16 protein-coding genes and 3 rRNA genes are annotated in these 24,949 nt (G+C 59.2%); 14 read left to right on the plus strand and 5 right to left on the minus strand.

The window, feature by feature from the left end:
- Window positions 1–131 precede the first annotated feature (131 nt).
- Window positions 132–560 (minus strand): hypothetical protein, encoded by a 429-nt coding sequence (locus D3Y59_RS04200; protein ID WP_119443919.1) that lies wholly within the window; start codon window positions 558–560, stop codon window positions 132–134.
- Between the two features lie 124 nt (window positions 561–684).
- Window positions 685–1,674 carry a tryptophan 2,3-dioxygenase family protein gene (locus D3Y59_RS04205; protein ID WP_119443920.1) on the minus strand — a complete coding sequence of 330 codons (990 nt, stop codon included), beginning with the start codon at window positions 1,672–1,674 and terminating at the stop codon, window positions 685–687.
- A gap of 201 nt (window positions 1,675–1,875) precedes the next feature.
- Here D3Y59_RS04205 and sdaAB point away from each other — a divergent pair, with 201 nt between their 5' ends.
- The 9 genes from sdaAB (at window position 1,876) to D3Y59_RS04250 (ending at window position 12,505) form a co-directional block, all read left to right on the plus strand.
- Entirely contained in the window at window positions 1,876–2,556 is a 681-nt protein-coding gene (sdaAB, locus tag D3Y59_RS04210) for an L-serine ammonia-lyase, iron-sulfur-dependent subunit beta (RefSeq protein WP_119443921.1), read from the plus strand.
- 76 nt (window positions 2,557–2,632) lie between these two features.
- Window positions 2,633–4,174, plus strand: a complete 1,542-nt coding sequence (locus tag D3Y59_RS04215) for a TolC family protein (RefSeq protein WP_119443922.1) — start codon at window positions 2,633–2,635, stop codon at window positions 4,172–4,174.
- Window positions 4,175–4,311: 137 nt separating this feature from the next.
- A complete protein-coding gene (locus D3Y59_RS04220) occupies window positions 4,312–5,724 on the plus strand; it encodes an efflux RND transporter periplasmic adaptor subunit (RefSeq protein ID WP_119443923.1) in 1,413 nt (470 codons plus the stop codon).
- Window positions 5,725–5,929: 205 nt separating this feature from the next.
- A complete protein-coding gene (locus D3Y59_RS04225) occupies window positions 5,930–6,919 on the plus strand; it encodes an NAD(P)H-dependent glycerol-3-phosphate dehydrogenase (protein ID WP_240410523.1) in 990 nt (329 codons plus the stop codon).
- A gap of 487 nt (window positions 6,920–7,406) precedes the next feature.
- A complete protein-coding gene (locus D3Y59_RS04230; protein ID WP_119443924.1) occupies window positions 7,407–7,811 on the plus strand; it encodes a DUF4259 domain-containing protein in 405 nt (134 codons plus the stop codon).
- A 6-nt stretch (window positions 7,812–7,817) separates the two neighbouring features.
- Entirely contained in the window at window positions 7,818–8,249 is a 432-nt protein-coding gene (locus D3Y59_RS04235) for an EamA family transporter (RefSeq protein ID WP_119443925.1), read from the plus strand.
- 183 nt (window positions 8,250–8,432) lie between these two features.
- Complete coding sequence (locus D3Y59_RS04240; RefSeq protein ID WP_119443926.1) at window positions 8,433–9,176, plus strand: SRPBCC family protein; 744 nt, start codon at window positions 8,433–8,435, stop codon at window positions 9,174–9,176.
- A 293-nt stretch (window positions 9,177–9,469) separates the two neighbouring features.
- The gene (locus D3Y59_RS04245; protein WP_119443927.1) at window positions 9,470–10,627 is read left to right on the plus strand and encodes an MFS transporter; all 1,158 of its coding nucleotides are present in this window, start codon (window positions 9,470–9,472) and stop codon (window positions 10,625–10,627) included.
- 165 nt (window positions 10,628–10,792) lie between these two features.
- The gene (locus D3Y59_RS04250) at window positions 10,793–12,505 is read left to right on the plus strand and encodes a catalase (RefSeq protein WP_119443928.1); all 1,713 of its coding nucleotides are present in this window, start codon (window positions 10,793–10,795) and stop codon (window positions 12,503–12,505) included.
- Window positions 12,506–12,616: 111 nt separating this feature from the next.
- On the opposite strand, the gene D3Y59_RS04255 is transcribed toward D3Y59_RS04250, so the two are convergent.
- From D3Y59_RS04255 to pdxH, 3 genes are all read right to left on the minus strand, one after another.
- Window positions 12,617–13,201 carry a Maf-like protein gene (locus D3Y59_RS04255; protein WP_119443929.1) on the minus strand — a complete coding sequence of 195 codons (585 nt, stop codon included), beginning with the start codon at window positions 13,199–13,201 and terminating at the stop codon, window positions 12,617–12,619.
- Window positions 13,176–14,510, minus strand: coding sequence for a DUF1015 domain-containing protein (locus tag D3Y59_RS04260; protein WP_317127418.1), 1,335 nt, complete (start codon window positions 14,508–14,510; stop codon window positions 13,176–13,178). Before D3Y59_RS04260 ends, D3Y59_RS04255 begins: the two co-directional genes overlap by 26 nt.
- A 101-nt stretch (window positions 14,511–14,611) precedes the next feature.
- Window positions 14,612–15,262, minus strand: a complete 651-nt coding sequence (gene pdxH / locus D3Y59_RS04265; protein ID WP_119443930.1) for a pyridoxamine 5'-phosphate oxidase — start codon at window positions 15,260–15,262, stop codon at window positions 14,612–14,614.
- 269 nt (window positions 15,263–15,531) lie between these two features.
- Between pdxH and D3Y59_RS04270 the strand changes: the two genes are divergently transcribed.
- The 5 genes from D3Y59_RS04270 (at window position 15,532) to rrf (ending at window position 24,189) form a co-directional block, all read left to right on the plus strand.
- Window positions 15,532–16,098: a YqgE/AlgH family protein gene (locus tag D3Y59_RS04270; RefSeq protein WP_119443931.1), complete on the plus strand. Its 567-nt coding sequence runs from the start codon at window positions 15,532–15,534 to the stop codon at window positions 16,096–16,098.
- A gap of 65 nt (window positions 16,099–16,163) precedes the next feature.
- The gene (locus D3Y59_RS04275) at window positions 16,164–18,539 is read left to right on the plus strand and encodes a DUF349 domain-containing protein (RefSeq protein ID WP_119443932.1); all 2,376 of its coding nucleotides are present in this window, start codon (window positions 16,164–16,166) and stop codon (window positions 18,537–18,539) included.
- An 806-nt stretch (window positions 18,540–19,345) separates the two neighbouring features.
- Window positions 19,346–20,855, plus strand: a 16S ribosomal RNA gene (locus D3Y59_RS04280).
- A gap of 213 nt (window positions 20,856–21,068) precedes the next feature.
- Window positions 21,069–23,977, plus strand: a 23S ribosomal RNA gene (locus D3Y59_RS04285).
- 100 nt (window positions 23,978–24,077) lie between these two features.
- Window positions 24,078–24,189, plus strand: a 5S ribosomal RNA gene (gene rrf, locus D3Y59_RS04290).
- The 16S, 23S and 5S rRNA genes sit together here, the layout of an rRNA operon.
- Window positions 24,190–24,949: the final 760 nt, after the last annotated feature.

Below are 24,949 nucleotides of genomic sequence, written 5' to 3' on the forward strand. Positions count from 1 at the left end.
TGAAAATGTGGGTGTGCGGGTGTTGTGCCCCTAGGTGCTAAGGCGTATGAGCACCTAGGCAGCTGCCCGGCCCGAAAAAACAAAAGCGCGCCCTAGGGCGCGCTTCACATCATTTGTAAGGTCAGGTGAAATCAGGCGTTGCGGGGCGCCTGTTTTTTGGCTTTGTAATACATCGACAACCGGTCGTAGTACTTGTTGGCGCCTTGGTTGCGCGAATCGAGGCGCTGGGCCATCAGAAAATACCGGTGGGCGCCGGCCGCGTCGCCTTTTTCGCTGAGGCAGGCGCTGAAGCCGTAGTACACGTTGCAGTTGGTGGAGTCGAGCAGCCAGGCCTGGTTGAAGCGCTTCACCGAGGTGGAGAAGTTGTTGTCGTAGAAGTAGCTCCAGCCTTGGGCCACGCAGCTTTCGGAAGCCGCGCGGCGGTCGTTGTGGTATTGGCGCAGGGCCGAGGCGATGAACTCCTGATCGAGCTGGCGCAGGGCCTTGCTCTTCACGATGCCCCCGTACCTAGGAAGCGTGTTGATGCCTTCTTTGGCTTGCCCCAAGGCGGGCACACTCATAAGCGCAACGCTTGCCAAGAGCAACGAATAACCCAGACGCTTCATAGCCACATAATTAGCAGGTGCCACCAAACAATCGACCCAACCGGCCAAATATAACGCGGCGGGTTGGGTCGTTGGTATTTTATTTTCGGCTTTCGGCACCAATTTCTTCCAGCACCTTTTCCACCCAGCTTTGGCCCCAGTTTTCAAACTCGTGCTCCGACCACAGCTGCGGGTAAAAAATGCGCTTCTGAAACTTAGGCGGCAGGTATTTGCGCCAGTTGGTGCCGCCCGTGGCGGGCACCGCGTCGCCGGCTTGCCGCTCCAGGTAGCGCACCGCCGATTTGTAGTGCATCAGCGGCCAATTGATGTTCACGTTCACATCGAGCTGCTTGAGCTGGCGCACCAGGCGCGGGTGGCGGCGGTCTTCTTCGGGCAGGCGCTGCACCACGGCCCACACGTTTCGGTCGCGGAAGCGCGCGGCGTGCTCCGAGAGTTTGTCGTGGTATTTCTGCTCGAACTGCACCAGCGTAAGGGTTTTGGCGCCGCCTTCCTCGAGGGTGGCCCCGGCTTTCCAGTAAATGCAGCCCATCAGCTCGTCGTGGGCGGCGGCCTCGCCTAGCAGGCGGCGCTTTTCTTTATCAAGCAGGTTGCCCAGGGCCGTGGAGGCAATTTCGATGTAGCGGTATTGCACCGACTGAAAGCCCGAAGCCGGCATGAGTGCCATCCGGAACTGCAGAAACTGCTGCCGGTCCATGCCATCCACCATCACATCAAACGAGTCGATGAGGTTTTCGAAGTAGCGGTTGATGCGGCCCAGGCGCAGCACCAGCTCGCCGAGGGTAGGGGTTTGCAGGTCGCCGATTTGTTCGTACTCGAGCAGGCAGAGCTTAAAGTAGAGCTCCGTAATTTGGTGGTAGATGATGAAGATCTGCTCGTCGGGGAAATTGGTGAGCGGCCGCTGCAGCGAGAGCAGCGTGTCGAGCTCAATGTAGTCCCAGTAATTAACGTAATCGGCGTGGTACAAACCCTCCAGGTAAGCTGCCAAATCCTGGCCGTCGGCGGCGTATTTTTCCTGCAAGCGCCGCAGTTGGGTGAGTACCGCGGGCGAAAATTCTTCTTCTAAGGGCATGAAAAGTGGGTGGCGGGGTAAGGAGGTGGGGAAGGATGGGTGGGTGCGCAAAGAACGAAAAAGCCAACAAAATGGCTACGGCCAAGCAACGTTTCGGCCGGGGCCTGCATCTAGGTAGCCAAGGCACCTAGGGCAGTGCGGCCCTAGGTGCCTTGGCTCCGGTTGGTTTTGTGCACCGGGGCAGTACCTTTAGCCCGCATTATGGCTGAGAAATCTTCGATTTTTGATATGATTGGGCCCGTTATGATCGGTCCTAGTTCTTCGCACACGGCCGGGGTGGTGCGCATAGCCCGCGCGGCCATTCGGGTGCTGGGCTCGTTGCCCACACACGCCACCATTACCTTCTATAACTCGTTTGCGCGCACCTACGAGGGCCACGGTTCCGACCGCGCCATCGTGGCCGGCTTGCTTGATTATCCTACCGACGACAAGCGCATTCGCGAGGCTTTTGAGCACGCCAAAGCGGCCGGGCTGCAATACACGTTTCAAGGCATCGGCAACGCCTCCACCATGCACCCCAACACCATCCGGCTGCAACTGCGCGACGAGCGCACCGGCAGCGAGGTAGACGTGATTGGGCAAAGCCGGGGCGGGGGCGTTATCCGCATCGTGGAGGTCGATGGGTTTCCGTGCGACTTTTCGGCCGGCCTGCACACACTCATTATCGATGCCGACGACGTGAAGGGCTCCATTGCCTTCATTGCCGATGTAATTGCCCACGACGACTGCAACATCGCCACCATGAACGTAAGCCGCAAAGGCAAAAACCAGGTGGCCCGCCAGTTTATCGAAATAGATTCGGCCCTATCGGAGGTGGCCCTGCAGTACCTGCGGCATTTGCGCTGGGTACACCAGGTACGCTACATCCCGGCCATCGAGTAAGTATTTCCGCTGCCACAGCCTCTGCCAGGGGGCGTTTGTGCCTTTTTCATACGCTAACCGCCATTCGCCGCACACTATGAAACCGTTCGTTACTCCTGCGTCGGGCTACGCGCGCCTCGCAACCGGCGCCCTGCTGCTGGCCGGGCTTGGACTGGGCACCCCCGCCTGGGCACAAACCCGCCCCGCCGCGCCGCCAGCTGCTGCCGTGCCGCAAGCCGCCCCCAGCGGCCCCTGGACGCTGCAGCAAGCCGTTGATTATGCCCTGCAGAACAACCTGCAGGTGCGCCAGAGCCAGCTGCAGGCCGAGCTTTCGGAGGCTACTTACCGCCAAAGCCGCCTAAGCCAGCTGCCTACGGCCAACGCCGCGGCCTCGCAAAGCTGGAACTACGGTACCAACGTCGATCCGCTCACGTTCCAGTTTCAAAACCAAACCACGCGGGCCAATAACTTTTCGGCTACGGGGCAGCTGAATTTGTTTTCGGGCTTCCAGGTGCGCAACTCCATCAAGCGCAACGCGCTGGATTACGAGGCTTCGCTGCTCGATATCGAACAGGCCCGCAACGATTTGTCGCTCACGGTAGCCTCGGCCTACTTGCAGCTGCTGCTCGGCGAGGAGCTGGTGCGCACCAACGAGTTGCGCATCAACTCGGCCAAACAGCAAATTGAGCGCACCCAGAAACTGCTGCGCGCAGGCTCGGTGCCCGAAAGCAACCTGGCCGACGCCCGCGCCCAGCTGGCCACCGACGAGCTTAACCTGGTAACGGCCCAAAACCAGCGCGACCTAGCCCGTTTGCAGCTCGTGCAGGCCCTCAACCTAGAGGCTGCACGCGGCAACGACTTTGCCGTGGCCGTGCCCAACCTGCCCGACCCCGACGACGAGCCGGTGCTCGACGGCGACGTGGCTGCCACCTTTGAGTCGGCCCAAAGCACCCAACCGCAAGTAAAAGCCGCCGATTTGCGCGTGCGCAGCGCGCAGCGCAGCCAAGAGGTTTCGCGCGGGGCGTATTACCCACGCCTCACGTTCGGGGCCAGCATTTTTTCGGGTTACTCCTCGGCGCGCATTGCCCGCAAGCTTACCGGCGACTCCACGATTGTGCCCGCGGGCTTTATTTACCAACTCACGCCTGCCGGCCCGGTGCAAGTGCCCAACCAGTTTGCCGGTATTTTGCAGCCTAGGTTCGAGACGCTGTCGGAGGGTTTTGGCTCGCAGGTGAAAAACAACTTGGGCAAGCAGCTCAGCTTCAACCTGAACATTCCGATCCTGAACGGTTGGCAGGCCCGCACCAACGTGCAACGCTCGGTAATCGGGGTCAAGCAAGCCGAACTGCGCGCTGCCCAAACGCGCCTGCAGCTGCGCCAAACCATTCAGCAGGCCTACGCCGATGCCCTGGCGGCCCAGCGCCGGTACGCGGCCAACAAGCGCCAGGTAGAAGCGTTGGCCACGGCTTACCGCAATGCCGAAATCCGCTTCAACAACGGGCTGATGAACGGCACCGACTTCAACATTGCCAAAAACAACCTTACGGCGGCCGAGTCGGGCATGATTCAGGCCAAATACGAATTCATTTTCCGCCGGAAAGTGCTCGACTTCTACCAAGGCAAGCCCCTGACGCTTTAGTGGTTAGCTTGAAACAACCTGTTTTGCGCAACGCCTAGGTGCCCCGGCCCGCCCACGGTTGAGGTACCTAGGCGTTGTGCTTTGCTTTTTTTTGGCGGATAATTGCCTGCTGATCATTGCTAATTGATCATTGATTCATGAAAAACAACCGCATGTTGTTCATCCTGCTCGGCCTCCTGGTGGTGGTTGTGGGAGGAGGTATGATTGCCAAGAAACAAGGCTGGATTGGCAAGCCTACGGGCACCGAGGTGCTGACGGCCAAGGCTGCTCCGGCCAACATTGTTGAGAAGGTTAGCGCCTCGGGCAAAGTGCAGCCCGAAACCGAAGTGAAGATTTCGGCCGACGTATCGGGCGAGATTACCGAGCTGTACGTGCAGGAAGGCGACTCCGTACGCAAGGGCCAACTGCTGCTCCGCATCCGGCCCGACAACTACACGGCCATGGTAAACCAGCAGTCGGCCTTGGTAGGCACGCAGCAGGCCAACGTGGGGCAGGCGCAGGCGCGCTTGCAGCAATTGCTGGCCAACGCCCGCCAAACCGAGCTTAGCTACCGCCGCAGCGCCTCGCTCTTCAAGCAAAAGGTAATTTCGCAGGCCGAGTATGAGCAGGCCAAAGCCGCCTACGACGCTTCGCAGGAGGAAATCAACTCGGCGCAGCAAAGCATTCGGGCCGCCCAAAGCTCGGTGCGCTCGGCGCAGGCCTCGCTCGAAGAAGCCCGCAAAAACCTCAACAAAACCACCATTTACGCGCCCGTAAGTGGCACCGTAAGCAAGCTGAACATTGAAAAAGGCGAGCGGGTGGTAGGTACCTCGCAAATGGCCGGTACCGAAATCATGCGCATTGCCAACCTGAACTCGATGGAGGTGCGCGTGAACGTGAACGAGAACGACGTTAGCAACGTGGACCTAGGCGACTCGGCCGTGGTGGAGGTAGACGCCTACGCCAGCCGCGACGAAAAATTCCGGGGCGTGGTTACCAGCATTGCCAACACCGCCAAAGATGCCCTCACGGCCGAAGCCGTTACCGAGTTTGAGGTGCGCGTGCGCCTGCTGCCCGAGTCGTACCGCCAGCTGGTGCGCAACGTGGGCGGCCGCACGGTGGTGCCGTTCCGCCCGGGCATGACGGCCTCGGTCGACATCATCACCAACCGCAAAAACAACGCGTTGTCCGTGCCGCTGGCCGCCGTAACCACCCGCTCGGATAGCGCCCTCGTGAAGGACGCCAACAAGCAGGAAGGAAGCGGCATTAAGGTGGGCCGCGGCCGCGGCGGCAACGCCACCAACGACGACGCTAAGCCCAAAGGCGACATTGAAGAAGTAGTATTTGTGGTGCGTGGCGGTAAGGCAGTGCTTACGCCCGTGAAAACCGGCATCAGCGACTTCGATAACATCGAAATCTTGTCGGGTGTGAAGCCCGGCGACGAAGTGGTGAGCGGTCCGTTCCGCGCCGTTTCGAAAACCCTGAAAGACGGTGCGCTGGTGGAGGTAAAAGACGCCAAGTCGTTGAACCGCGCAGCGTTGAAGGAAGAAGGCGGCGGCGACGACGAGTAAACCCTAGGTAATTACAAGCCAACGCAGAGGCCGGGCACGAGCAATTCGTCCCGGCCTCTCGCTTTTTTTGCCTAAAATCGGCCGTTCGTTGCTGGTTGTCGAGTTTACGCGGCCGGTGCTTACTTTGCCCTAGGTGCCCGCCACCTACACCCGCGCACAGGCCGTGGCGGGTTCCGTTTTCCTGCATTCTCCCTCTGCTTTCCCCGTGGAAAAAATAGCCATGATTGGCGGCGGCTCTTGGGCCACTGCACTCACCAAAATTCTGTCCGAAAACGGTGCCCGCGTAAGCTGGTGGTTGCGCCACAAAGACGACGTGCAGCACCTGCGCACCACACGCCACAACCCGCGCTACCTTTCGTCGGTGGCCTTTGATATGACGCGCGTATTCCCGTCGAGCGATATCGAAGACGTGGTGAAAGAAGCCGACTGGGTGGTGCTGGCCGTGCCCGCGGCGTTTGTTAAAGAAGCGCTTGATAAGCTGGATCGTGATGCCTTGAAAAACAAGCGCGTTATATCGGCCATTAAAGGCATGATACCGGGCCGCAACGAGCTGGTTACCGACTACGTGTGCGAGCGGTTTAAGGTGGTGCGCGAAAAACTGGGCGTAGTGGCCGGCCCGTGCCACGCCGAGGAAGTAGCCCTCGAAAAGCAGAGCTACCTTACCATTGGCTCGCCCGATTTGGCCTTGGCCGAAGATTTCAGCCAACTGTTGCGCAACCGCTACGTGAAAGCCCACGCCGCCGCCGACCTCGACGGCATTGAGTACTGCGCCGTGATGAAAAACATCATAGCCCTGACCTGCGGCATTGCCCACGGCCTCGGCTACGGCGACAACTTTCAGGCGGTGCTGGTATCGAATGCGGTGCAGGAAATCCGCCGCTTCCTGTACGCCCTCAACCCGCAGCCCCGCGACCTGTCAGCCTCGGCGTACCTAGGCGATTTGCTCGTAACGGCCTATTCGCAGTTTTCGCGCAACCGCACCTTCGGCAACATGGTGGGCCGCGGCTACTCCGTAAAATCGGCGCAGATGGAAATGAACATGGTGGCCGAGGGCTACTACGCCGTCAAGAGCATTTACGAGGTGAACAAGGACCTGCGCGTGAACATGCCTATTACGGCCGCCGCGTACCACGTGCTTTACGAGAAGATTGCGCCTGCTATTGAGCTGGAGATTTTGAAAGAGAAGTTTAAGTAGCAGATGTAGCGATTAGCATTTGGCACCTGGGGTATTGCCTCAGGTGCCGCTGCAGCGTCAGCAGCCATTATACTGAGCAGCCTGGTGTTGTTCGATCAACAATTCATCCTAGGTCCACCTCAACAAAGAGTTACTATTCACCCACCACTTGGCTTTCAATCGCAGGCCAACCCGGGCCCAGATCCGCTGGGGTTTTACACTTTTTAGGCTTCATGCAAGCCGCTACCATAGCGGCCGTCATTGCTTTGCTTACCTGGGTTGCGGCGGTAGTGCTGCATATGCGCTTGCCTAAGCAAGAGCGGTTTTCGCCTTATTGGCTAGCAGGGCTTTTGGTATTGCTGCTGCCTTTAGCTGTAAGCATACTGTTGCGTGCCTGAGGCAAAGTATGGCCCTTGCGTAATGTAGTATTAGCCGCTGCAAAGTGCCGAAATACAACTACTACCGAAGGGCTTTCCGTAGTACCCTCTGACACTAAAGAAAACACCACATGGCCACCTGGGGACACCGCAACTTCGACAACGACACGGCCGCCGATTTTGCCGGCGACTTCCGCAAGCAGCCCAACGAGGCCATGCTGCTGGCCGCTTTGGCAACGGTATCCGAGGCCGAAGACGACGAACGCATTGAGGCCGCCGAAGCCAGCGAAGCCTTGGCTGCTGCCGAAATTGTGGCCGCCATCCTAGGGAAACCCACGCGCGATTTTCCGGCCGATGTAATTCCGGTTATTGTCAAAATGAACCCCGGCGAAAGCGAAGACCTGCGCGAGCTGGCCCAGGAGGCCGTGGAGGCCGTGTTGCGCCGCTCCGATTTGCAGGCCCATTGGGCCAAGCAGGGCGAGGCGGTCGAGGGTTGGGTGCAGGTGCAGCAAGATTTGCTTCATCGGCTTCAGTAACACATTATGCACTGGCTAGTACTGGCACTGCTCACGGCCTTCTCGCTGGCCTTGTACAACTTCTTCATCAAGCTAGCCTCGGCGCACGTGCAGGCCGCCGTGGGCGCCGTGGTGCTGCAGCTGGTAGCTGCAGCCCTAGGTGCGGTGTGGCTGCTGAAGCTGAAACTGCAAGGCCAACCCCTCATGACTACCCCAAAAGGCCTGGGGTTGGCAGCGCTGGCGGGCATTGGGGTAGGGCTGGCCGAAATTCTGACGTTTGTGGTGTTTGGGCGGGGCGTGTCGTCGGCCGTGGGTACGCCCGTGATTGTGGGCGGCTCGGTGCTGCTCACTGCCCTAATGGGGCTACTGATTGCGCGCGAAACCCTGAGCCTGCCGCAAGTGCTGGGCCTGCTGCTAATTGTGGGCGGTATTGCTTTGCTGGCCCGCGGCCACGAATAGCCAGCCCAACCGCCGCGGCCTGGCCTCCGGGCTGCGTGGGCGCCCACGCGCCCGGGCCCTAGGTGCCAGCCGCCGCGCAAGGTGTTGCCACCTAGGGCCCAGGGTTGTGGCGTGGGCCTAGCTCGACATAACTCCGGCAAGTGGTCGTCGTAAGGCTTTAGCCTCAACCAATCCACTTTGCTTATGCCTACTCATGCCACCCCGGCTACGCAGGGCCGGCCGCTGGCTTTGCCGTGCACGCCCGCTACGGGTACCTCTCACGTCAACGTAGGTCCGGGCGAGCGGGCAGTGTCGGCTGCGGCCGGTGCAGTACTGGCCTATGCGGGCCTCAAAACAAACTCCAGGGCGGGCGGTGCAGCCTTGGCTGCGCTGGGGGCCGCGCTGCTGTTCCGGGGCGCTTCGGGCTATTGCCCCCTCAACGACCTAGTGGGCCGCGATTCGGCGCAAGCGCAGCCCGAGCCCGTCGAAATCAACGAGACGTTTATCATCAGCCGGCCCGTGGAAGAGGTATACGCGTTTTGGCGCCGCCTCGAAAACCTGCCGCGGTTTATGCAGCACCTCGAGAGCATACAGCAGCGCGACGCGCGGCACTCGCACTGGAAAGCGCGCATCCCCGGCGGTTTGGGCACCGTCGATTGGGACGCTGAAATCACGACCGACGAGCCCAACCGCCTGTTGGCGTACCGCTCGATGCCCGGTTCGCAGGTCGATCAGTCGGGCGAGGTGCGTTTCCGGCAGGCCGGAGCCGGCGCAACCGAGCTGCAAACTATTATGCACTACCGGGCGCCGGCGGGTGCGCTGGGGCAAGGCGTAGCCCGGCTGCTGAACCCGGCCATGGCCGAGCTGGTGCGCCGCGACATGCTTCGCTTCAAGCAGTTGCTCGAAGCCGAAGGAGCCGCCGCCCAGCCTGCTGGCCCGGTGGCTTAGCCCCAAGCCGGGCCGCGGCCACGTAAGCACCTAGGAAAGGAGGCCCAGCCAGGCCTCCTTTTTTGCGTGGTGTGCGGCGCATGTGGCTCTATTACAAAGCTGTGCACTTAGCAATTAGCGGTAAGTTCAGCTCGCCGGTAGAAATAATTTTTTCCGCAAACGTTTGCAACTAGCTCATTACCAAACGCTTTTTGCGTGATGCCGTACTTTTGGGCTGCCGTTGGCACGGGCAGGCTTGCCGTAGCAGGCTGAGCCTACTACCTGCGCCCGCGTTTCGATCCAGACACCGCATCATGAGTACAGCAACACTAACGGGGCATGCCACCCCGCGCACGCACCGGCTTGCCGTGGCGGCTTGGTTTTTCTTGCAAGGGCTGATTTTCGCCAGCTGGGCATCGCGCATTCCTACCATTCAGCAGCGCATGGGATTTTCCGATGCCACGCTGGGCTTGGTGTTGTTGTCGTTGCCGGCGGGGCAACTGCCCTCGTTGCCGCTTTCGGGTTGGCTTATCCATAAGTACGGCAGCCGGCGCACGGGCATAGCCGGGGCCGTGGTGTACAGCTTGGCGCTGGTGGGGCTTGGCTGGGCCCAGGCGCCGTGGCAGCTAATACCTTGCATGGTAGTATTTGGCTTTGCCAGCAACCTCATGAATATCTCTATCAATACCCAGGCGGTAGGCGTGGAGGAGCTTTACGAGCGCCCCATTATGGCTTCGTTTCATGGCATGTGGAGCTTGGCCGGCTTTGCGGGGGCCGCGCTCGGCACGGGCATGATTGCGGCCGGCGTGATGCCCGAGTACCACTTTCTGCTGGTGGCGGTTCTGATTTTGATGGGCGCGGTGCTCACGTACGCGTCGCTGTTGCCGCACTCGCCCGCCGACTCGACTGCCGAGCAGCCGTTTTTTGTGCTGCCCGACCGAACGCTGCTAGGCCTAGGTGCCATTGCGTTTTGCGCCCTCATCTGCGAAGGGGCCATGTTCGACTGGAGCGGGGTGTACTTTAAAAAGGTGGTGCAGGCCGACAAAGGTTGGGTTGGCGCCGGCTACACGGCCTTTATGAGCACCATGGCCCTAGGTCGGTTTGGGGCCGATTGGCTTACCAGCCGGCTGGGGGCCAAGTGGGTAATTCAGCTCAGCGGCCTGCTTACGGCAGCGGGGCTGCTCACGGCGGTTTTGTTGCCGGCCCTGCCAACGGCCCTGCTCGGCTTTATGCTGGTGGGCTTCGGTACGTCGTCGGTGGTGCCGTTGGTGTTTAGCGCTGCGGGCAAGAGCACGGTAATGCCCGCCGGCATGGCCCTGGCGGCGGTTTCAACCATCGGCTTTCTGGGCTTTCTGGTTGGCCCGCCCGTTATCGGGCTCGTTGCAGGCGCCACCAGCTTGCGTCTTTCATTCTCCCTTATTGCCCTAATGGGCCTTTGCGTGGCCGCGGTAGCCAGCAAAGCACGGGTGTAAGCGGCCTGCCGATGAGCTTGCGTATGCCGAGGCGGTTCGGTAGCATAGCCGACGGTACCAGCTTACACGGCGGCCTCGGTTATCTAGTGGAGAATTATTCTCCGGAAGGAAACCGCGGGCACCGGTTGTTGGTATACCACTGTCCAACCTACAACCAGTTCGCCTATGAACCCCAATTCCCAAAATCCGCAGGACCCCGGCCACCACGGCAACGGTGGGCAGCACGCGGGCAACGGCCATACCCCGCTCGACGGCACGGGTACCGCCGTTACCGGCACGGGCACCTCGCAGGATCAGCGAACCGCAGCCGGCGAAGATGCGCAAACCCTTACCACGCGCCAGGGCCACCCGCTCAGCAACAACCAGAACATCCGCACCCTAGGTAACCGCGGGCCGGCCACGCTGGAGAACTACGCCTTCATCGAAAAAATCAGCCATTTCGATCGGGAGCGAATTCCGGAGCGCGTGGTGCACGCCCGCGGAGCCGGCGCCCACGGGGTGTTTGAGGCGTACGGCAAAGTAGGCGACGAGCCCATTGAGAAGTACACCCGCGCCAAGCTCTTCAACACGCCGGGCAAGCAAACGCCGGTGTTCGTGCGCTTTTCTACGGTAGGCCACGGCGGGCACTCGCCCGAAACCCTGCGCGACCCGCGCGGCTTTGCCGTGAAGTTTTACACCGAAGACGGCAACTGGGACTTAGTGGGCAACAACCTAAAGGTGTTCTTCATCCGCGACGCGATGAAGTTTCCCGACCTCATCCACTCGCAGAAGCCCGACCCGGTAACCAACCGCCAAAGCGGCGAGCGGATTTTCGACTTCATCTGCAACACGCCGGAGGCCATGCACATGGTCTCGTTCCTTTTCTCGCCCTGGGGCATACCGGCCAACTACCGGCAAATGCAGGGCTCGGGCGTGAACACCTATAAATGGGTGAATGCGCAAGGCGAGGCCGTGCTGGTTAAGTATCACTGGGAGCCGCTGCAAGGCATCAAAAATCTGACCGCAGCCGAAGCCGAAGCCATTCAGGCCAAGAACTTCAACCACGCTACGCAGGACCTCTACGAAGCCATTGAGCGCGGCGACTACCCGCAGTGGGAGCTGCTGGTGCAAATCATGTCGGACGACGAACACCCCGAGCTCGACTTCGACCCGCTCGACGACACCAAGCTCTGGCCGCAGGATCAGTTTCCGTGGCTGCCGGTGGGCAAGATGACGCTCAACCGCAACCCCGAAAACTACTTTGCCGAGGTGGAGCAGTCGGCCTTCGGTACGGGTGTGTTGGTGGATGGTCTCGATTTCTCCGACGACAAGATGCTGCAGGGCCGTACGTTCTCGTACTCCGATACCCAGCGCTACCGCGTAGGCACCAACTACCTGCAACTGCCCATCAACGCGCCCAAAAAGCACGTGGCCACCAACCAGCGCGACGGCCAAATGGCTTACCACGTGGATACCGCGCCCGGCCAGAACAACCACATCAACTACGAGCCCAGCTCGCTCAACGGCCTGAAGGAAGCGCCCCGCAGCGCCCCCGATCACATGCCGCAGTACACCGGCCGGGTAATGCGCCAGACCATCGACCGGCAGAACAACTTCAAGCAAGCCGGCGAGCGGTACCGCCTGCACGAAGACTGGGAGCGAAACGACCTCATCAGCAACATGGTGGGCGCCCTTTCGGATGCCAACAAGGTCATCCAAGACAAGATGATTGAGTTGTGCTCTAACTGCGACCCAGATTGGGGTAACCGCCTCGCCGATGGCTTGAAAGCCGCCGCCAGTAACAAGCAAGCCAAGGGCGGTAACCAACACAACGAGAGCAAGCAGAAACAAGCCGTGGCGCAGGCCGAAGCCCAGGCGCACGAAGCCACCCCGTATTAACTACGCGGCGCTCAATGCTGCTTAATTAAAAAGGGCCGGAAATACATCCGGCCCTTTTTTGTGTTCGACGGCCAAGCGGCCCTAGGTGCTTATCGACAATCCCCCGAGCCATCAGCTTTGGCCAACGCCAAAACCTAGCTTTTCCAGCTCTTCGTACACGCGGTGCACGGGCAAACCCATTACGTTGAAGTAGGAGCCCTCCAGGCGCGTAACGGCTACCAGCCCAATCCAATCCTGGGCGCCGTACGCGCCGGCTTTGTCGAGCGGGTGGTAGTTGCGCACGTAATAGCGGATCTCGGCTTCAGACAGCGGGCGGAAGTGTACGCGCGTCTGGTCGGAGAATACGACTTGCTGACCTTGGCCGGTGAGCAGGCACACGCCGGTGTATACATCGTGGGCGCGGCCTTGCAGTTGCGTGAGCATGCGCACCGCCTCTACTTCGTCGGCGGGTTTGTTCAGCACCTCAGCGCCGAGGCACACAATGGTATCGGCCGTAAGCAGTACGTCGTCGGGCTCTAAGTCGGTGCGGTAGGCGCTGGCTTTGTGAGCGGCTAGGTACTCGGCTATTTCGGCGCGCTGCAAGTGCTCGGGGTATGCCTCGTCGACTTCCTTCAGGCGCACCTCGTAGGTCAGCCCTAGGTCGGTGAGCAATTGCCGCCGCCGCGGAGAGTTAGACGCTAGGAGTAAACGGGGCATACGGCACGGGTTCGTTGTCGCGGATGCTGGTGAACAGCAGGCCGCCCAGGGTTTTGGGGTAGAAGAAGGTCGACTTGGGGGGCATAACGGCGCCCGTGTGGCAAACTCGTTCTACTTCTTCCATTGTTACCTCGTTGGTAATTATCGCGGCGCGGGCTTCGCCGGAATCCACGCGTTTAAGGCACTCGGCAAAGTTGCGCACGTAGGCCACGCCGGGCCACTGCCGCTGGGCATCGGGCCCCACAACACCTAGGGCCCGCTCCAGCACAAAATAGTGCATCACGGTCAGGTCGAGGGCTTTTACCTCGGGGGTGGTGTTCCAGTCGAGCAGGGCATGGGCCTCGGGCCGTAAACGGAGCTTGTACGGCAAGCCGCCTAGGTACAAGCCAAACGCCCACTGCTTGCCAGCAATAATCTCAGGCAGTATATAGGCGTCTTCTTGCGGCGTTACCACAAAGTGCAGCTTCAGACGTTCCAGCAATTCCTCATCGGTTAGGCCGTTGGGCAACTCGAGCAACAAGCGGTGCGTGGGCAAAATGCGCAAGTCGTCGGAAGCAGCGTTGGTGAGGTACATGAGGTGGTAGTGCCACGGCTCGTGCCCGTTGTGGGTGTGGTCGGCAGCCATGCGGGCTTGGCGGTAAGCCAACGACCCTTCGTAGCGGTGGTGCCCATCGGCCAGAATCACCTGTTTGTCGCGGAGCAGCTCCTGAAACCGCCGGATGACTTGGGCATCCTGAATGACGGCCAGCACGTCGCGCGCGCCTTGGTAGTCTTCCTCGGTTTGGCACAGCGGGTCGAGGATGGCCTCGTCGAGGTAGCGCTCCAGCTCGTGGGCATCGTCGCGGTACAGCCCGTGGGTGGCGCTGGTCTGAAACTGCGTGCGTGCCAGCAGTTCGGCGCGGTCGTTTACGGCCGCAGGCAGGGTGTTTTCGTGGCGCAGCACCATGTTGTCGGCCCAGTCGTAGGCACGAATGTGGCACATGAAGCCCTTGCGGCAGTACTCGCGGGTGCTGCCCGGTAGCCGAAAATATTGGTAGTAGGCGTAAATGCCCGGCAACGCATCCTGCTGCAGCACGCCGGTTTGCTGCCACTCAATCAGGCGGCGCAAGGCTTCGCCGGCGGGGTCGTGGCCCTGCCGCGGCACCGACAGGTGAATGCTGTTCAGGGGGTTGTGGTACAGCACTTCGCGTTGCTTCTGCGACACCACATCGAACAGCGGCGACACGTAATCATCGATGCGCTGGCTTAACTCGGGGTTGTAGCGCCACGCGCGCACAGGTTGTATTTCGGCCAACTTTTTAGGCGACAAGTGACAGGTAACATGAAACGGGGCAATAAGCTACAAAGGCGGGGCACACCCAGCGGAGGTAGGTTTTCAGCTGGCCCAGCGGTGTCCGCCGCAAGGCAGCTTCAAGGAGCCAAGCGGGTGCGTTGCCAGCCGGCCGCAGTACGCTCGTACAGAAGCCGGTCGTGGAGGCGCGACGGACGCCCTTGCCAAAACTCGATGCGGTGGGGCCGCACTACGTAGCCGCCCCAGTGCGGCGGGCGGGGCAGGGGATCTTGCTCGGCAAAACGTTGGGCAATTTCTTGCTCGCGTTGCTCCAACTCCTCGCGGCTGCCAATGGGCTGGCTTTGCGGCGAGGCCCAAGCTCCAACTTGGCTGCTCCTAGGTCGGCTCTGAAAATATTCCGTCGAGAGCGAGTCGGGGGCCTTTTCCACGGTGCCCTCTATCCGTACTTGGCGCTCCAGGCCCGGCCAGAAAAACGTGAGGGCGGCTTTGGCGCTGGCAGCCAGCTCCTGGCCCTTGCGGCTTTCGTAGTTTGTATAAAACAAGAAGCCGGCATCCTCGGGCAATCCTTTCAGTAGCACCACCCGCGCCGAGGGTTGGCCATCGGGGCCCACGGTGCTCACCGTCATGGCCGTCGGCTCGTCAATCTGGGCTTGCAGGGCTTCGTCGAGCCAGCTGCGGAATTGCCGGATGGCGTCCGGGTCGGCGGCAGCTTCGCTCAGGTCGCGCTGGGCGTACGTCTTGCGGAGGTCGGCTAAGTGTTGATCTTGCATACAATGGCCAAATTGGGCCCCGCAAAAGTAGTTTCATTTTCCTGCCAACCTAGGCAGCGTTCGAGCGCGCAGCCGTTGCAGCCCCAACAATTGGTTAAGTTGCCGAGGCCAATGCTTGGCGGCGCCCCTAGGTGATTTTTGGAACCTGCAGTGGCCTTGCCAACGTAAGCCCTGGGAGCACCTGGTTTCGCTGCCGACGTTCCGGTGCTTACCCCCGATAAACCTAGGGCTTGCTGGCCGCACTGTTTCACCCTTCAACCGCCCCACTCATGTCCAGCCTCACCAACGGCAGCCTGCTGATTTCGCAGCCATTTTTGGGCGACCCCAACTTCGAGCGGTCAGTAGTGCTGCTTTGTCGGCACAGCGACGACGACGGCTCGTTTGGGCTGATGCTGAACAGGCCAACCACCGTTACCCTGGGCGACGCGATGAGCCTGCCCGACGGCGACGAGCACCCCGCTGCCAAACTGGTGCTGCACGTGGGCGGGCCAGTGCAACCCGATACCCTGCACTACCTCCACCGCCGCCCCGATATTCCCGGAGCCGAGCCCATCAGCCAAGATGTATACTGGGGCGGCGACTTTGAGGTACTTCTGGGTTTGGTGGCCTCGGGCGGGCTAACCGAAAACGACTTACGGCTTTATGTGGGATATTCGGGCTGGACGGCCGGCCAGCTTGCTGGCGAAGTGCAGGAAAATACTTGGATAGTACACCCAAATGCTGCCGGGAAAGTATTTACTTTGACTACTGATGCCTTTTGGCAGGCTATCTTGCGCGAAAAAGGAGGGCGCTACCGCGTTCTGTCCAATTACCCCGTCGATCCGCGCCTGAACTAAATTTGACCGCCGCCTGCCCGGCTTGCTCGCTCCGCGATCAGCCGGGCTGTTTTGTTGAGAGAACCATGCTACCCGAGAACGAAAATACCGCCCCCAACCGCCCCGATCAAGATTCCGAAACGCCCATGAGCATTCTGGAACGTCGGCTGGCCGAAATCGCAAAAGCCCGTCAGAACCCCGACGAGCCGAATGCTGATGCTACACCCGATAACTCATCCGCTGCGCCGTCGTCGGAGCAAGCGCCTACGCCACAACCCGCCGAGGTAAACACGGCCGTGCCTTCGGCTGCCGATATTCCGCCTCCTGCGGCGTTGACTGCCCCCGAGGCTTCCGTTGCTGCCGAGGCACCTAGGGCTGCCGAAGCACCGGCGCCGCTTGCTGCTGGCACTACCTTAACCTCTTCCGAACAGCGCGCCGAAGCACATTATGGCAACTCGGGCCCCGGCGCCGTGGCGGCCGCCGCTGAGGCAGGCACTTCGTTTGCTCCTTCGGCCAACCAAGCAGCCCCTGCGGGCAATGCCGCTGCTTCGCCCGCAGAGCAAATGCCCGAAGCCGTGCGCGAGCCCGAGCAACAGTTGGACCAGGCCTCGGCCATCGAGTCGGCCGCAGCTCCCATTGGCTCGTTGCCTACTTCCAACAATCAGTCCGCTGCCGAGGCCGCTAAAGCTTTGGCTGCCGATGAGCACGAGGAAGACTACGTACCCGAAACGCCGGCTCCCGATTTCAGCAAGCTCGATCTGGCCTCCCAAGGCAGCTACTTGTTGAGCTTGCTTCAGCGCCCCGACGCGCGGCAAAACCGGCGCCAGATTCTTGATTTGCACCGGCAGTACGAGCAAGGCATTAACACCGAGCGCAACGCTGCACGCCAGCGGTTTACCGAGGCCGGTAACGATGCAGAAGCTTTTGCCTTCACAGGCCCCGACGGCTACGCCGAGCTAACGCGTGGCATTCAGGAGTACCGCGAAGCCCGTGTGCGCGATGCCAAGCAAGAAGATGAGCAGCGTTTACAAAATCTTACCCGCAAGCAGGAGTTGCTAGGTCAGCTGCGCTTGCTTGTTGAGTCAGCTGAAACCAAGGACAGCTCCGCCCGCATTAAATCGTTGCAAGCCGAATGGAAAGCCATCGGCCCCGTGCCGCAGCAGCAAGCCCAAGAGTTGTGGAACAGCTACCACGCCCTGCTCGACATATATTATAATAACCGCGGCCTCTTCTTCGAAATGAAGGAGCTGGACCGTCGCCGCAACCTCGAAGCCAAGGAGGCGCTCATTCAACGCGCCGATGCTCTCTCGCAGCAACCCAGCATCAACAAAGCCTTAACCGAACTGCGCCAACTTCACGAGGAGTGGAAAACCGTTGGCCCAGTGCCCAACGAAATGCGCGAACCGTTGTGGCAGCGCTTCCTGCAAGCTTCGGAAAAAGTGCACGAACGCAAACGCACGTTCCTCGATGCGCGCTCGGCCCAAGAAAATGCCAACCTGCAGCGCAAACAGGAACTGCTGGCCCAAATTATTCCGTTTAGCGAGTTTCGTACGGAGCGCGTAAACGAATGGCGCGCTAAAACCGACGAATTACAAGCCCTAAAAGAACAATGGGACGCGGCCGGCTTGGTACCCCGCAGCCAGGCCGAAACCATGAACAAGCAGTTTTGGGCTGCTTACAAAGGATTCTTCCAACACAAAAATCAATTCTTTAAAGCCCTCGACGAAGAGAAGGCGCGTAACCTTAAAGCTAAGGTTGCCTTGTGCGAACAGGCCGAGGCCGCGCTCGAAAATCCCAATTGGGAAGAAGCGCGCGAAACGGTTATTCGGGTACAAAAGGAATGGAAAGGCATCGGCCGCGTTCCGGAAAAGCAGTCCGACAAAATTTGGAACCGCTTCCGCACGGCCTGCGATGCTTTCTTCGAGCGCAAACACCAAGAAACCCGGCAGCGCGAGCAACATGTTCAGCAATTATCGCAAGAGCAAGCCGCCCGTCTCGACCGCATCGCTTCCCATGTGGCCACGCTTTCCTCGGACAACCCCGGCACCCCCGAAGGCTTACAAGCTTTGGTAGAAGAATGGAGCCAGAGCGATGCGCAGTCAAACAATAAGAGAGGAGGCACCGCCCAAGCCGAGGAGAAGTTTCTGGACTTGATGGGGAAGTACATCAATACCCTACCTGGCTTGACCTATGCTGAACGCGAGGACCAACTATTCCAACTGCAAGTGCAGCGAATGAAGTCCAACCCCGACGCCCAGCAGCTTCTATATAGAAAGGAGCAAGGCCTACGTCGGGAAATCAACGAACTAGAAAACGACGTAGCCACCTTGCAGACCAATTTAGATTTCTTCGCCCGTTCCAAGAATGCAGGTCAGCTCCGCGAAGAATATCAAGGCCGCATCGACGAGACGAAGGTTCGCATAGAACGCCTCAAGCGCCAATTGCGGGTTGTGCGTAGCTAAATAGTGAAACGAAAAACAAAAAGCCCAGCTAGCTAATAGCTGGGCTTTTTGTTTTTAAAGAGTGTCTATTAATGAATACGTGCATATCAGCTCGGTGCTTAACCAAAACTTTGCGCATTAATGAACTTCTGGTTTTCACACTGTGTCTGATCAAAGCGGCCAGTAGGGTGTGCGAATCAAGGCGTGTTCTTTACATGAGTTTTCAGGCTTGCGAATCAGTGTTAACTGGTTTGTGCTGAGTTGCCCAAGCTCTTTTTTCGACTAAGCATCCCGCTCAGAGAAATGCAAAGTCCCATAAAAAATCCAGGTTGGTAGTTGCCATTGCAAAATCAGCCTGCTACTTTTGTCGTCCCCTTCAGCCGGAAGGGGGGCCGGCGGCGGCGGATGGGGTGCTTGGGCGGCTCCGGGTGCCGAAAAAAAGTTGGCTTAAACGCTTGCAAGTGGCGCCGCGCCGCGTACCTTTGCAGCCCGCTTCGACCGGAGGCGGCCGGCAACGCAAGCCGAAGAAAAAAGTTGCAAACATTTTCTTCGCCCGGCTTGCAAAACAAAAAAAGCGTGGTACCTTTGCCACCCCGAACGGAAACGCCGCTCGGCCCACGCAGAACAGACGGGTTGCTTAGCGCAGCCGCGACGCGGGTTCAACTGGAACCGCAGTTCGTTCTTTGAAAGACTGGAAAGACAAAAAGGTAAGACCGCCCTGCTTTCGGGCAGGGCGCGAGCAAGCGTAGCCGGAAGACACGGCTCGACACACGGGTCGGATCAGCACTCGACACGGCTTCGGCTTCGGCCGGAGCGACAACATTTTTACAATGGAGAGTTTGATCCTGGCTCAGGATGAACGCTAGCGGCAGGCCTAATACATGCAAGTCGAACGGGGCAGCAATGCCCAGTGGCGCACGGGTGCGTAACGCGTAGGCAATCTGCCTACACCTGGGGGATAGCCCGCCGAAAGGTGGATTAATACCGCATAAGACCATAGGGCGGCATCGCTTGGTGGTTAAAGAATTTCGGGTGTAGATGAGCCTGCGTGCCATTAGCTAGTTGGCGGGGTAAGGGCCCACCAAGGCGACGATGGCTAGGGGAGCTGAGAGGCCGATCCCCCACACTGGCACTGAGATACGGGCCAGACTCCTACGGGAGGCAGCAGTAGGGAATATTGGGCAATGGCGGAAACGCTGACCCAGCCATGCCGCGTGCCGGATGACGGCCTTCTGGGTTGTAAACGGCTTTTGCCCGGGAAGAAAAGACCGCTGCGGCGGGAATCGACGGTACCGGGTGAATAAGCACCGGCTAACTCCGTGCCAGCAGCCGCGGTAATACGGAGGGTGCGAGCGTTGTCCGGATTTATTGGGTTTAAAGGGTGCGTAGGCGGCCCGGTAAGTCCGTGGTGAAAGCCCCTCGCTCAACGAGGGAACTGCCATGGATACTGCCGGGCTTGAGTCCAGGCGAGGTTGGCGGAATGGATGGTGTAGCGGTGAAATGCATAGATACCATCCAGAACCCCGATTGCGTAGGCAGCTGACTAGGCTGGTACTGACGCTGAGGCACGAAAGCGTGGGGAGCAAACAGGATTAGATACCCTGGTAGTCCACGCCGTAAACGATGGATACTCGCTGTGGGCGATACATGGTCCGCGGCTTAGCGAAAGCGTTAAGTATCCCACCTGGGGAGTACGCCGGCAACGGTGAAACTCAAAGGAATTGACGGGGGCCCGCACAAGTGGTGGAGCATGTGGTTTAATTCGATGATACGCGAGGAACCTTACCGAGGCTAGAATGCGCGTGACCGGTCCGGAGACGGACCTTTCCTTCGGGACACAAAGCAAGGTGCTGCATGGCCGTCGTCAGCTCGTGCCGTGAGGTGTTGGGTTAAGTCCCGCAACGAGCGCAACCCCTATGTTTAGTTGCCAGCGCGTCAAGGCGGGGACTCTAGACAGACTGCCTGCGCAAGCAGCGAGGAAGGCGGGGACGACGTCAGGTCATCATGGCCCTTACGCCTCGGGCTACACACGTGCTACAATGGGCGGTACAACGGGTTGCCACTGCGCGAGCAGGCGCCAATCTCGAAAAGCCGTTCTCAGTTCGGATCGCAGTCTGCAACTCGACTGCGTGAAGCTGGAATCACTAGTAATCGCGTATCAGCAACGACGCGGTGAATACGTTCCCGGGCCTTGTACACACCGCCCGTCAAGCCATGGAAGTCTGGTAGACCTGAAGCCGGTGCTCGTCACAGAAGCCGGTTAGGGTAGAACAGGTAACTGGGGCTAAGTCGTAACAAGGTAGCCGTACCGGAAGGTGCGGCTGGATCACCTCCTTTCTGGAGCTTGACCGATCCGCGGGCCGTGGGCCCCGGGCGCGCTTGCCCGCCTTTTTGTCTTTTCATCTTTCGACTGCACCCGGCGACCGGCCGGGTACACGTTCTTTGACGTAACGGCTAGCAAACATAGTAGAAGAAATAGGCCTGTCCAGTAAGTTGGACGGGCATCGCACGAGCAAACGACAGACCCATGATTACTCTGGGTCGACCGTTACGGAAGTAACGAAGGGCGCACGGGGGATGCCTAGGCTCTCGGAGGCGACGAAGGACGTGATAAGCTGCGATAAGCTTGGGGGACGGGCACATGCCGGCTGATCCCAAGATTTCCGAATGGGGCAACCCACCGGTTTGAAGAACCGGTATCCGGTCCGCAAGGACGGAGGCGAACGCGGGGAACTGAAACATCTAAGTACCCGCAGGAACAGAAAATAACATATGATTCCCCCAGTAGTGGCGAGCGAACGGGGACGAGCCCAAACCGGGTTGGTTACGGCCAGCCCGGGGTTGTAGGACTACGACGTGAGACCTTGATCGGGTAGCGGAAGCAGGTGGGAAACTGCGCCAGAGACGGTGAGAGCCCGGTACGCGACATTTGATCAGGCTCTAGTAGGATCCTGAGTAGGGCGGGGTCGGAGACGCCCCGTCTGAATCCGCCGGCACCATCCGGCAAGGCTACATACTCCCGAGAGACCGATAGTGAACCAGTACCGTGAGGGAAAGGTGAAAAGAACCCCGGATAGGGGAGTGAAAAGAACCTGAAACCGTGCGCTTACAAGCGGTCGGAGCTGCCAGGTGCAGTGACGGCGTGCCTTTTGCATAATGAGCCTACGAGTTGCTCCTCCCTGGCGAGGTTAAGCGTCTGAAGACGCGGAGCCGCAGCGAAAGCGAGTCTGAACAGGGCGCAGAGTCAGGGGGGGCAGACGCGAAACTTTGTGATCTACCCATGGGCAGGGTGAAGGTTGGGTAACACCAACTGGAGGCCCGAACCAGTTTCCGTTGAAAAGGATTTGGATGACCTGTGGGTAGGGGTGAAAGGCCAATCAAACTGAGAAATAGCTCGTACTCCCCGAAATGTATTGAGGTACAGCGTCGCGGTCGAGTCACGTGGAGGTAGAGCTACCGATTGGACTAGGGGGTGTCACAGCCTACCGAATCCAGACGAACTCCGAATGCCACCGTGATATACGCGGCAGTGAGGCCTGGGGTGCTAAGGTCCCAGGCCGAGAGGGAAAGAACCCAGACCATCCGCTAAGGTCCCTAAATCCGGGCTAAGTTGAACAAAGGAGGTCCAGTTGCCTTGACAGCCAGGATGTTGGCTTGGAAGCAGCCATTCATTTAAAGAGTGCGTAACAGCTCACTGGTCGAGCGACAGGGCATCGATAATACGCGGGCATCAAGTCCGGTACCGAAGCGATGGGTTGCAGCTTGCTGCAGCGGTAGGGGAGCATTCCAGCAGCGGCGAAGCCATGACCGGGAGGCGTGGTGGAGCGGCTGGAAAAGCAAATGTAGGCATGAGTAACGATAATGGGGGTGCGAAACCCCCACGCCGATAGACTAAGGTTTCCTGCTCAACGCTAATCGGAGCAGGGTTAGTCGGGACCTAAGGCTAAGCCGACAGGCGATGACCGATGGCCAGCTGGTTGATATTCCAGCACTCGTTTAATTGAGTGATGCGGTGACGGAGCAGTGAAAGGCACGCGGGCGGACGGAAGTGCCCGTTGAAGCGCGTAGGTATAGGACCGGTAGTGAAGTACGCCGGTTTTGCCGAAACGCGATAGTAGGCCAAGCCCCTCGGGGCGCGGCCATAGTTGCCCTAATCAGACTCCCAAGAAAACCCGCTAAGCGTTTACGATTGAACGACCCGTACCGCAAACCGACACAGGTAGTCAAGGAGAGCATCCTGAGGCGCTCGAGTGAATCACGGCCAAGGAACTCGGCAAAATGGTCCTGTAACTTCGGGAGAAGGGACGCTTCCTGCCAGCGATGGCAGAAGCCGCAGTGAAAAGGCCCAGGCGACTGTTTAACAAAAACACATGGCTTTGCGAACTCGCAAGAGGAAGTATAAGGCCTGACACCTGCCCGGTGCCGGAAGGTTAAGAGGGGGACTTAGCGCAAGCGACGGTCTGAATCGAAGCCCCGGTAAACGGCGGCCGTAACTATAACGGTCCTAAGGTAGCGAAATTCCTTGTCGGGTAAGTTCCGACCTGCACGAATGGTGTAACGATCTGGGCGCTGTCTCAGCCGTGAGCTCGGTGAAATTGTAGTCTCGGTGAAGATGCCGAGTACCCGCCACGGGACGGAAAGACCCCGTGCACCTTTACTACAGCTTGGCATTGACCCTGGGCACCGCATGTGTAGCATAGGTGGGAGGCGTTGAGCCGGGGGCGCCAGCCTTCGGGGAGCCGACGTTGAAATACCACCCTTGCGTTGCTTGGGGCCTAATCTCCAGAAAGGGGAAACAGTGCCTGGTGGGTAGTTTGACTGGGGTGGTCGCCTCCAAAAGTGTATCGGAGGCTTTCAAAGGTCCGCTCAATCCGCTTGGTAACCGGATGCAGAGCGCAATAGCAGAAGCGGGCTTGACTGTGAGGCCGACACGCCGAGCAGGGTCGAAAGACGGATATAGTGATCCGGTGGTTCCGCATGGAAGGGCCATCGCTCAAAGGATAAAAGGTACGCCGGGGATAACAGGCTGATCTCCCCCAAGAGCTCATATCGACGGGGAGGTTTGGCACCTCGATGTCGGCTCGTCACGTCCTGGGGCTGGAGAAGGTCCCAAGGGTTCGGCTGTTCGCCGATTAAAGTGGCACGCGAGCTGGGTTCAGAACGTCGTGAGACAGTTCGGTCCCTATCTGTGGCGGGCGTTGGAATGTTGCGGGGACCTGACCTTAGTACGAGAGGACCGGGTTGGACCAGCCGCTGGTGTACCAGTTGTGCCGCCAGGTGCAGCGCTGGGTAGCTACGCTGGGTCGAGATAAGCGCTGAAAGCATCTAAGTGCGAAACTCACCCCAAGATGAGCATTCCGTTCAATAAGGTCCGTGAAAGATCATCACGTCGATAGGCCGCAGGTCTTAACGCGGAAACGCGCAGCCGAGCGGTACTAATGAACCGAACGCTTCCGCATACCCGCTCTTGCATTTTTCTTCTTCCCCTGCGTTTGCTGGCCGTGCGTCAACGCTTCACGGCCCCGCTTGCCCGCGCGCAAGCAGGTGTCCGCGCACGACAATGGTGGCTTTAGCCCGGGTGTTCACCTCTTCCCATTCCGAACAGAGCCGTTAAGCCCCGGAGCGCCCATGGTACTGCCTTCGCCGGCGGGAGAGTCGGTCGCCGCCAACCCTTGTCCCCACGCCCCCCCGCGGTCCGCCGCGGGGGGGCTTTTGCGTTTTACGCCCCCCTACGCGCCCAACGCCAACTTCGCGGATCCTGCTCCGCACGGGCCCGAACAAGGCCTGGGTTAGGTTGTAGAGCCGAGGCCTGTAACGAAATCCGAATGTCTAGTTGGCTTACGTTGGGTCAAATCTCATCACTATTAGCCGTTGGTAGGCATTTATAATATGTCAGCGCGTAGGTTAACGAATGGTTGGCTTCATTTACGCCTCGCTACCTGGACGACCTTTTGCGACTCTGGTGTTGTATACTTATTACTGGTCAGCAAAGTGTTGCACTCTATCCATACGCTTTGCGTTAGTTTGTTCGCGCTATGTTTCACTCAAAATCCTAAGTTGACTTAAGGAATCTTGAGGCTCTAACTCAATTTAAGCTTTTTAGAACTTTTTTATTCATAGTACAGACTAGGACGCAAGGCAAGACATACTCACCTGCCATGCATTTGCTGCCTTTAATCGCTTAAGTGAAACCCAATGACTCAGCAGAGGTAGTATGAATGCGCGTGGATTTTAGATGCTTGTTCAGCAAGCGCCAGCTTACTTCTTTATGTGGTTGCTAGTGCCTCTGCAGTGAGAATGTATGTTTATGGTAAGCCGAGTGACATTGATTCTAGACAGATCAAGCAATTTGGTACAGTGATTTAATTTTGTCAGTCACGAATTTGCTGGTGAAAGCCTCCTGTGCACATACATTAATAGATAATAATCGG

Source organism: Hymenobacter oligotrophus, from assembly GCF_003574965.1.
GTDB lineage: Bacteria > Bacteroidota > Bacteroidia > Cytophagales > Hymenobacteraceae > Solirubrum > Solirubrum oligotrophum.

Coding starts and splice junctions, on each gene's coding strand:
- D3Y59_RS04200 (WP_119443919.1), bottom strand. CDS start 560: ATGAGTGTGCCCGCCTTGGGGCAAGCCAAAGAAGGCATCAACACGCTT.
- D3Y59_RS04205 (WP_119443920.1), bottom strand. CDS start 1,674: ATGCCCTTAGAAGAAGAATTTTCGCCCGCGGTACTCACCCAACTGCGG.
- sdaAB (WP_119443921.1), top strand. CDS start 1,876: ATGGCTGAGAAATCTTCGATTTTTGATATGATTGGGCCCGTTATGATC.
- D3Y59_RS04215 (WP_119443922.1), top strand. CDS start 2,633: ATGAAACCGTTCGTTACTCCTGCGTCGGGCTACGCGCGCCTCGCAACC.
- D3Y59_RS04220 (WP_119443923.1), top strand. CDS start 4,312: ATGAAAAACAACCGCATGTTGTTCATCCTGCTCGGCCTCCTGGTGGTG.
- D3Y59_RS04230 (WP_119443924.1), top strand. CDS start 7,407: ATGGCCACCTGGGGACACCGCAACTTCGACAACGACACGGCCGCCGAT.
- D3Y59_RS04235 (WP_119443925.1), top strand. CDS start 7,818: ATGCACTGGCTAGTACTGGCACTGCTCACGGCCTTCTCGCTGGCCTTG.
- D3Y59_RS04240 (WP_119443926.1), top strand. CDS start 8,433: ATGCCTACTCATGCCACCCCGGCTACGCAGGGCCGGCCGCTGGCTTTG.
- D3Y59_RS04245 (WP_119443927.1), top strand. CDS start 9,470: ATGAGTACAGCAACACTAACGGGGCATGCCACCCCGCGCACGCACCGG.
- D3Y59_RS04250 (WP_119443928.1), top strand. CDS start 10,793: ATGAACCCCAATTCCCAAAATCCGCAGGACCCCGGCCACCACGGCAAC.
- D3Y59_RS04255 (WP_119443929.1), bottom strand. CDS start 13,201: ATGCCCCGTTTACTCCTAGCGTCTAACTCTCCGCGGCGGCGGCAATTG.
- pdxH (WP_119443930.1), bottom strand. CDS start 15,262: ATGCAAGATCAACACTTAGCCGACCTCCGCAAGACGTACGCCCAGCGC.
- D3Y59_RS04270 (WP_119443931.1), top strand. CDS start 15,532: ATGTCCAGCCTCACCAACGGCAGCCTGCTGATTTCGCAGCCATTTTTG.
- D3Y59_RS04275 (WP_119443932.1), top strand. CDS start 16,164: ATGCTACCCGAGAACGAAAATACCGCCCCCAACCGCCCCGATCAAGAT.